This window comes from Qipengyuania sp. (assembly GCF_042095715.1).
In the GTDB taxonomy this organism is placed as follows: domain Bacteria; phylum Pseudomonadota; class Alphaproteobacteria; order Sphingomonadales; family Sphingomonadaceae; genus Qipengyuania.
Map to the genome: position 1 here is coordinate 1 of NZ_JBELMO010000090.1, position 8,364 is coordinate 8,364.

Consider the following 8,364-nt stretch of genomic DNA (forward strand, 5'->3'; position numbering starts at 1 on the left):
CGCCACCCAAACCACGCCGCCCCCTGTGCGCGCCAGCATCTGCGGGTCCGGGCCAACCGCGAAGGGATAGAGCATTGCCACCGCCAGGAAGAACAGCAGCGGCAGCAGGCTGCCCCCACGCCGCCCGCCGGGCATAAGGACGGCGAGATCGCGCTTGAGCAGCGTCCACATCATGCCGCGAACTCCGCGAGCGGCAGCACCGCCGCGCTGCTCACGAACGGCTGATGGCTGGCGACGACCGCGATCCCCCCGCCCGACAGATGGTCTGCCAGCAGCCCTTCGACGAGTTGCACGCCGCCGCTGTCGAGGCCGTTGAGCGGCTCGTCCAGAAGCCAGATCGGCGCGCCCTGACCGATCAACCTCGCGAATGCGGCGCGTTTCTTTTGACCGGTGGACAAATAGCGCACCGGAACGTCGATCAACGCGGAAATTCCAAGCCGAGTGAGCGGGTGATCGGCCGTGTCGAGCGCGCTCCAGAACGCCAGTGCGGTGCCAAGGTCGGCCTGCGGATCGAGGGCATGGTTCTCGTCGAGCAGAGCGACCGCGCCATCCCTTTTCACCGTGCCGGAGAATGGCCTTGCGAGACCCGCCAACAAACGGATCAGGCTGGATTTTCCGATGCCGTTGGTGCCCGCGATGTGGCACGCCTCGCCGGGGCCGAGTGACAACGAAAGGCCCCTGAACAGCAGGCGTTCGCCGCGTCGGCATGCTAGATCTGTCGCGACGAGGCTGGCAGGCATGGCCCCAGCGTTACGCGGTGCCCCGCAACGCGCCAAGCCCCCTGATCTTCACGACGGATTGCGCGGTTTGCGCTGGCCCGCACCGTCCGGCTCGGTTATCGGCTGTATCACGGAAACGCTGGCGACAACCCGGATACACGGGCGGAGGAGCGAAAGTGGGCATACAGGAACTGACCGAAGACGAATGTTCGGCCTGGTTGACGGCGCTGAAGGGCTGGAAACTTTCGCGCGACGGCAAGGCGATCAAGCGCAAGTTCGAATTTGCCGATTTTTCAGAAGCCTTCGCTTTCATGACCCGCGTTGCGTTGCTGGCCGAACAGGCCGACCATCATCCCGAATGGTCCAATGTCTACAACCGTGTGGAGATCGAACTGACCACGCATGACGCTGGCGGCCTGACCAAGCGGGATATGAAACTGGCGAAGAAGATCAGCGCCCTGGTGAAATAACCGCTATTTCCCGAGCGGGCGGTTGGAATTGCGAACCTGCTTCCTCAGTCTTCCCGGCATCCACCGCGCCGCAAAACGCAAGGTGTAGGCCGTCTTGCCCACCGGCGTATGCAGGCGCTTGCCGTGGACCGCCCGCCACGCGGCATCGGCGACGTCCGAGGCAGGCGTAATCTCTAGACCGGCGCCGGTAACGCGCGCGCGAATATCCTCGTTCGCGCCATGGTGCGGCGTGTGGTCGAGAAGGGGGGTTTCGATGAAGCCGGGCATCAAGGAGCGGACTTCGATCCCGTCCTCTGCCCATTCCGCGTCCAGGCTTTCGGTTATCGCCCGCACGCCGAACTTCGTGGCCGAATAGACGCTGGCACCGGGCGTCCCGTAGATCCCCGCAGCGCTGGCGGTGTTCAGAAGGCAACTGCCCGGCGCGGTCTTCTTCAGCCAGGGATGGGAGGCCTGTGCCCCGAACAGCACGCCCTTGAGATTGATGTCGAGACAGCGTTCGATTTCCTCGGGCGTGTTCTCGATGATCCCGCCACCCAAGGGGATGCCGGCGTTGTTCGCCACCACGTCGATCCGGCCGCCCGTCGCGGTCGCGAAGGCGTCGAGCGCTTCGTCCCAGGCTGCGCGATCGCGCACGTCGAGCTTGTGGGCGTAGCTGAAGCCGCCGGGAAGCAGTTTCTCGGTCTCCACCATGCCGGCCTGGTCGATGTCGGCAAGGCCCACGAACCAGCCGGCTTGCCCAAAGCGGACCGCGATGGCGCGTCCGATACCCGATGCCCCGCCGGTGACGAAGATCGCCTTGCGCTCGCTCATTTTTTCTCGCCTCTCCATGCGTTTCCGGGCAGGCTCTTGCCTACCCGGAACGGCTTATTCGCGCGTCCCGATGTCGCGTCAACCGCCGCTGCCGCCGCCAAGGCCTTTCACATATTCTCCGCCAGCCACGATCTCGGCGCTGGAGGCATTGACGGTCCCGCCAATCGGCTCCGCGCGTCCACCCAGACATGGGGCGAGGAAGTTTTCCGCCACGGCGTTGAAAGCGATGTTGTTGGCGGGTTCGCGAAAGCCGTGTCCCTCGTCGGGAAACAGCACATAGGTAACGGGAATGCCCGCCTTCTGCATCGCGCCGACGATCTGGTCGCTTTCGGCCTTGTTGACCCGCGGATCATTGGCACCCTGGCCGATCAGCAGGGGCTTCTTGATCTGGTCGGCGGCATAGAGGGGACTTGCCTCCTTCAGCAGAGCCAGCCCTTCTTCTGTGTTCGGATTACCCATGCGGTCATGAAACTGGCGCACGATGGGTGCCCAGTAAGGCGGTATCGTCTTGAGCAGGGTTTCGAGGTTGGATGGCCCCACGATGTCCACGCCGCAAGCGAAGCGGTCTGGATAAAAGGCCAGATTCGCCAGCACGGCATAACCGCCATAGCTGCCGCCCATGATGGCGGCCTTGTCGCGCGTGGTCACGCCGTTCTCGATCGCCCAGTCCAGCGCATCGGCCAGATCGTCCTGCATCGCGGTGCGCCATTTCAGGTTGCCAGCGTTGAGGAAGGCCTTTCCGAACCCCGTCGAGGAGCGGAAATTGACGCTCATCACTGCGTAGCCGCGATTTGCCAGCCACTGGTGATAGGAGTTGAAGCCGTATTCGTCCCGCGACCAAGGCCCACCGTGAACCAGCATCACCAGAGGCACGGGGTTGTCGGGAACGCCATCGGCATCGCTGTCGCTCCCGGGCGGCAGGGTCAGATAGCTGGGTAGAACCAGACCGTCGCGCGATCGGATTTCACGGGCGTACATCGGCTGGAGCGGGGCGCCTTCCAGCTCGGGCCGCGTCGTGTAGAACTTGGTCAGCGTGCCGCTGGCGCGGTCGAAGAGATATGTCGAGCTCGGAGCCGTCAAGGGATCGTTCCAGACGATCCATTTGGTCCCGTCTTCGGTCGAATCCTGCACGCCCCAATCGCCCTTGAGCTTCGATTGGAGAATATCGAACGAAGCTTTCGTGGCAGGGTCCAGTGCGGTCCACTCGTTGCGCAGATAGTTTGTCGAAAACGCCAGCACTTCGCCGCTGACCGGATCGCGGAGCGTGTCTCCGAGATCGGCCTTGTCGCTCTGGGCGATAAGAGTGCGTTCGCCGGTCGCGACATCCTGGCTGTAAAGGGCGGCGGTGTCGCGGCCCCTGCTGTCGATCCAGTAGAGGGTCTTGCCGTCGGTCGTGTAACCGGCCGGGTTGGTCGTAAGCGCATCGTCGAGGGTGGTGCTTTCGAGCGGCTCCTCCGCGACCTTGCTGTTGCGGATCGGGAAGAAATCGGTCCCACCCTCGGCATTGGGCCGCGTGGCCATCCGCAATGCGAGTGTGTTGTCGGCCATGAAGCCGGCGTAGCTGTCGTTCTGTAGCACGAGGCTGGTCTTGCCCGTGTTGAGATCGAGCAGATAGACGTCGTGATATCGGGGATCGCGGTTGTTGACCCCGATCAGCACCTTGTCCTTCTGGATCGTCGATGCGCCGAGCAGCTGGATCCGCGTCTTTTCGAACGGTGTCAGCACCTTTTCGGTCCCGGATGCGAGATCCACCCCGTAAAGCAGGAAGTTCTCATCGCCCCCCTTGTCCCGGACATAGAGGATGCTCTTGCCATCTGGCGCCCAGAAATAGCCTGCCGGCGGCCGGTCCGCGATACTCGTCATCCGCCTTTCGGCCGTGGGATCGCTTGCCGGCGCGACGAAGACGTTGAGCGTGCCGTTCCACGGCGCCATCCAGCTCAGCCATTTCCCGTCGGGGCTGATCTGTCCTCCGGCCTTGGTGGGATTGCCGAACAAGGCCTGACGCGGGATCAGCGCGGTGGCCGTCTGGGTAGCTTCGGCGTTGCTTGCCGTGGTGGTGGATGCGGTCATGGGTCTCTCATCGGTCATGGAAGTGCAGGCGCCCAGGCTGATCGAGGCAGCGGCTGCCAGCATTGTGGATCGCATCATGCGCGTCATCGTCGGGCTCCCGTTATCAAAATCGTGCTGTGGTACAGACATAACTCACCTGTAGCCGACCACGCAACCGGAGACTGCCCGTTACAGCGCCGGATTGTTGTAGCAGTGCCAGGTGAAGATGGCCGCCGCGCCGCGAAAGGGGCGCCACGGTTCGGCGCGCCGGCGCGTTTCTTTCTCCGACGGCCGCACGGGAAGCCCCAGCAGCTTTTCGAGGCCGGCCTGCACGGCCAGATCGCCTGCCGGCCAGATATCCCGGCGTCCCTCGGCAAAAAGCAGATAGATCTCCGCCGACCACCGCCCGATCCCCTTGATCCTCACGAGCTTTGCGATGGCTTCTTCATCGTCGGCGGGCAGGTCGTCGAGGTCGAGTTCACCAGCGGTCACGAGTTCGCACAGGCTGCGCGCATAGCCCTGCTTTTGCCGTGACAGGCCGCAGGCACGCAGGGCATCGAAATCGCGTGCCAGAAGCTCCTGCGGCAGGATATCCTCGCCCAATTCCCCTTCCAGCTTGCGCCACACGGCGGCGGCCGAGGCGACGGACACCTGCTGCCCCACGATGGTCCTCAACAAGGTGCGATAGCCGGTGGGGCGAATGCGCGGTTCCGGATAGCCGACCCGCTCGATCGCGGCGGCAAACCGGGGTTCGATTTCACTCAGCGCATCTAGATCGTGATGCAATTGTTCGGCCGTCAATCCCATCGTGTAAGGCCCTCTCCACCTTGCGAAAGCTGCGTCGCGTGCTAGCAGCCCGCCCATACGCGGAATACAGGAGCTTTGCGCAATGCCCAGACTGATCGTCACCAACCGGGAGGGTGAGACCTCCGAAATCTCGGTGAGCGATGGCCTGACGGTGATGGAGGCGATCCGTGACAACGGCTTCGACGAACTGCTTGCGCTGTGCGGAGGATGCTGTTCCTGCGCCACCTGCCACGTGCATGTCGATCCGGATTTCGTCGACCGCCTTCCGCCCATGAGCGAGGATGAGGACGACCTGCTGGAATCGAGCGATCATCGTGTCGCCAATTCGCGCCTGAGCTGCCAGATACCTTTCGAAGCGGATCTCGACGGGCTGAAGGTTACGATCGCTCCGGAAGATTGATGTTTGCCGCGTGGTCGCCGGATCCCTAGATCAAGCGAATGAACGCAGCTTCGATCATTCCCAACTCGCTTGATCTGATCGGCAACACGCCGCTCGTCAGGCTCGCCGGCCCCAGTGAAGCGGCCGGGTGCGATATTTTCGGCAAATGCGAATTCCTGAATCCAGGCGCCAGCGTCAAGGATCGGGCAGCCTTGAGCATCGTTCGCGACGCGGAACGCAGAGGCGTGCTGGAGCCGGGCGGCTGCGTGGTGGAAGGCACCGCAGGCAATACGGGGATCGGCATGGCGCTCGTGTGCAACGCGTTGGGCTATCGTTGCATCATCGTGATGCCCGACAACCAGAGCGCCGAGAAAATGGCGACCCTGCGGGCCTTGGGCGCCGAACTGGTGACCGTGCCACCGACCAAATATGCCGACCCGAACCATTTCGTGCACACAAGCAGACGGCTTGCCGAAGAGACCGAGGGAGCGATCTGGGCCGCGCAGTTCGACAACACGGCCAACCGGCAGGCGCATATCGACACGACCGCGCCCGAACTGTGGGACCAGCTTGGCGGCAAGATTGACGGGTTTACCTGCGCCGCGGGAACGGGCGGCACGATCGCCGGCGTAGGATTCGGTCTGAAATCCTTCGATGAGAATATCGTCATCGCGCTCACCGATCCGCATGGTGCCGCGCTCTACGAATATTTCGAGAATGGCGAATTGAAGGCGGAGGGATCGTCGGTCGCGGAAGGCATCGGTCAGGGTCGCATCACCGGCAATCTCCAAGGCGCGCCCATCGACACGCAATTTCGCATTTCCGATGAGGAAGGACTGGAATGGGTGTCCCGGCTCTTGCGGGAAGAGGGGCTTTGCCTCGGCCTTTCGAGCGGAATCAATGTGGCGGGTGCCGTCGCCCTCGGGCGCCATCTCGTATCGCAGGGCCGAACGACGCCGCGCGTGGCGACGATCCTTTGCGACACGGGATTTCGCTATTTGTCGACGCTCTACAACCCGCAATGGCTCGAGTCCAAAGGCCTTCCGGTTTTCGACTGGTTGGCGCGGGATTGACCCCGTGAGCCTCTTCGATAGGGTGCGCCGCATGGCAGAGCCCGCACGCTCCCGCGCCCCGGCACCTCCGGGCGACGTATCGTCGGCACCGCTCGGCGGCACACGCGCCGAGGCATTTCGCCGTCTCCAGTTCGGCCTGATCGGGGTGGTCGGGGTCGTCCTGATGGTCGGTTTGGCGACGGTCGTCGAAAATCGGGCCAAGGAGGTCGAGCGCGCTTCGGTTCCGGATGCGGCAGCCACCACCGAGCCGACCGCGCCTGTCGAGCAGCAGGATCCCCTCGCGGAAGCGGGCGTGGTCCCCGAAATGCCGCCCAGCCCCGCGCCCACATCATCGCTGCCCGCCGGCGGGAGTGCGAAAAATCCGGCAGCCTCCGATACGCCTTCTGAAGGTCAGGCGCAGGGTGCCCGTTAGGCACTCGGCACTCTTGTGCGCTGGCATCGCGCTGCTCACAGCGGCGTGCAATTCCGTGTCCGGACCGCTGCCAAACGAGGCGCGGCACCCCCTGGGACTGATGACCTCGCTTCCGATCTATTGGCCAGAGACGGGCGCGTTTGGCGACCTCGTTCGCGAGGACCAGGAGAAAGGCTGGGTGCGGACCTCACTTGAACGCTCTTACACGCTAAATCCGCTCGACGTTCTCGACCAGCAAACGCTTGACAGCTTCGATCTGCTTGTCCTCGCACAGCCGCGGGCCCTTTCGCCGGAAGAGAATGTCGCGCTCGATGCCTGGGTGCGGGATGGCGGCAGGCTGCTGCTATTCGCCGACCCCATGCTCACTGCCCACACTCTCTATCCGATCGGGGATCGCAGGCGTCCGCAGGATGTGGCTCTGCTATCGCCCATTCTGGCGCATTGGGGCCTCGACCTGACCTTCGCGCCCGATCAGCCACACGGCGAACATGCCGTTGCCGGCGATGGGCTGGTGCTGCCTGTCGATGTGGCCGGGCATTGGAATCCGTTGCCCGGCAGCCCTTGCAAGCTCTCGCTGGAGGACATCATCGCTACCTGCGCCCTGGGTCGGGGGCGGGCGGTGATCGTCGCCGATGCGGCGGTGCTGGAAGACGGCGAGGAGGGCGCGGACCCGGCGCGCCGCGCCGCGCTTGCGGAGCTGCTGAACCGCGCGTTCGATTGAGTCCGGGGATTTTCGGGGACGTGCCCGGGACGGCACGGGAAAGTGCGCTTTGACCTAGGGAAAACCTGTACAATTCGTTCGCCCGTTGGACGGTGTTTGGAGAGCTTGGCTGCGGATTCATGACCTCAAAACAGGGCTTTGTGGATAATTCCCGCAATTTCCCGTAAAAATCCCTTCCATCCCCGCGCCGGACGCGATATTCCTTCGTACATCGGAAAGGCAATCTGACTCGAATCCTCGCGCGGCAGGTGCGGGGCGGGAGGAGCCCGTGCTTCGCGCGGTGCAGTCGGCTGCCTTGATCTGGGGTTTCAGGGGGCGAGCGTGGCTTTCGCAGGATACAGTGGACAGGCTTATGCGCCCGCCGGCGACAAGTCCCGCTATGTCCTGCCGCCACTGTTCCGCAAGGCAGTGAAGGAAAGCAGCGATGGCCGCGTCCTGTGCCTCACCAAGCACGATCGCTGGAACTGCCTGGTCGGCTTCGGTCTGTCCCGCAAGGACGAGCTGGAAGACCAGCTCGACCGCGAGGAGGAACGCGCCCTGCGCATGGGCCGCGATTTCGACCGCGAAACCCGCTCCAGCCAGCTCAACGGCTTCGTCGAACTGCCCTTCGACGACAGCGGCCGCTTTGTGATGCCCGAATATCTGCGCGCGCTCGCCAGCGTCGGGGACGGCCTGTATTTTCAGGGCGGCGGGCGCTTCTTCACCCTGTGGAACCCCGAAGAGCTGATGAAGATGGGCGACGACTGGGCCGCCGCCAAGGCCGCCTGCGAGGCGCTGGTCGGCGAAGTGAAGGCGAAGCGCGCATGACCGCCACCGCCCCCAACAATACAGAGGCCAATGCCGCCCCGCACATCCCCGTCCTGCTGGACGAAGTGATGGCTCATCTGGACCCACGGCCCGGCGATATCGTGGTCGATGCCACCT

11 protein-coding genes are annotated in these 8,364 nt (G+C 63.9%); 6 read left to right on the forward strand and 5 right to left on the reverse strand.

The features are described from left to right. Together ACFDTG_RS14960 and ccmA are read right to left on the reverse strand one after the other, a co-directional pair. On the reverse strand, positions 1-174 hold a 174-nt coding region (locus ACFDTG_RS14960), incomplete at its 3' end, for a heme exporter protein CcmB (protein WP_375291789.1). Beyond that, positions 171-740, reverse strand: a complete 570-nt coding sequence (gene ccmA / locus ACFDTG_RS14965) for a heme ABC exporter ATP-binding protein CcmA (protein WP_375291779.1) — start codon at positions 738-740, stop codon at positions 171-173. The genes ccmA and ACFDTG_RS14960, both read right to left, overlap by 4 nt. A gap of 155 nt (positions 741-895) precedes the next feature. Here ccmA and ACFDTG_RS14970 point away from each other — a divergent pair, with 155 nt between their 5' ends. Beyond that, positions 896-1,189, forward strand: a complete 294-nt coding sequence (locus tag ACFDTG_RS14970) for a 4a-hydroxytetrahydrobiopterin dehydratase (RefSeq protein WP_375291780.1) — start codon at positions 896-898, stop codon at positions 1,187-1,189. Between the two features lie 3 nt (positions 1,190-1,192). Here ACFDTG_RS14970 and ACFDTG_RS14975 read toward each other — a convergent pair whose 3' ends face one another. From ACFDTG_RS14975 to ACFDTG_RS14985, 3 genes are all read right to left on the reverse strand, one after another. Beyond that, positions 1,193-1,999, reverse strand: coding sequence for an SDR family oxidoreductase (locus ACFDTG_RS14975; RefSeq protein ID WP_375291781.1), 807 nt, complete (start codon positions 1,997-1,999; stop codon positions 1,193-1,195). A gap of 78 nt (positions 2,000-2,077) precedes the next feature. After that, positions 2,078-4,147: a S9 family peptidase gene (locus tag ACFDTG_RS14980; RefSeq protein WP_375291782.1), complete on the reverse strand. Its 2,070-nt coding sequence runs from the start codon at positions 4,145-4,147 to the stop codon at positions 2,078-2,080. A 90-nt stretch (positions 4,148-4,237) separates the two neighbouring features. Beyond that, positions 4,238-4,855 carry a DNA-3-methyladenine glycosylase family protein gene (locus ACFDTG_RS14985; RefSeq protein WP_375291783.1) on the reverse strand — a complete coding sequence of 206 codons (618 nt, stop codon included), beginning with the start codon at positions 4,853-4,855 and terminating at the stop codon, positions 4,238-4,240. 82 nt (positions 4,856-4,937) lie between these two features. Here ACFDTG_RS14985 and ACFDTG_RS14990 point away from each other — a divergent pair, with 82 nt between their 5' ends. From ACFDTG_RS14990 to ACFDTG_RS15010, 5 genes are all read left to right on the forward strand, one after another. Then, entirely contained in the window at positions 4,938-5,255 is a 318-nt protein-coding gene (locus ACFDTG_RS14990) for a 2Fe-2S iron-sulfur cluster-binding protein (protein WP_375291784.1), read from the forward strand. A gap of 38 nt (positions 5,256-5,293) precedes the next feature. Continuing rightward, complete coding sequence (locus tag ACFDTG_RS14995; RefSeq protein WP_375291785.1) at positions 5,294-6,307, forward strand: cysteine synthase A; 1,014 nt, start codon at positions 5,294-5,296, stop codon at positions 6,305-6,307. A 31-nt stretch (positions 6,308-6,338) separates the two neighbouring features. Then, positions 6,339-6,719 (forward strand): hypothetical protein, encoded by a 381-nt coding sequence (locus tag ACFDTG_RS15000; RefSeq protein ID WP_375291786.1) that lies wholly within the window; start codon positions 6,339-6,341, stop codon positions 6,717-6,719. A 100-nt stretch (positions 6,720-6,819) separates the two neighbouring features. After that, positions 6,820-7,440, forward strand: a complete 621-nt coding sequence (locus ACFDTG_RS15005) for a DUF4350 domain-containing protein (RefSeq protein WP_375291787.1) — start codon at positions 6,820-6,822, stop codon at positions 7,438-7,440. Between the two features lie 321 nt (positions 7,441-7,761). Beyond that, positions 7,762-8,247 (forward strand): division/cell wall cluster transcriptional repressor MraZ, encoded by a 486-nt coding sequence (locus ACFDTG_RS15010; RefSeq protein ID WP_375291788.1) that lies wholly within the window; start codon positions 7,762-7,764, stop codon positions 8,245-8,247. The last annotated feature ends 117 nt before the right edge of the window (positions 8,248-8,364 follow it).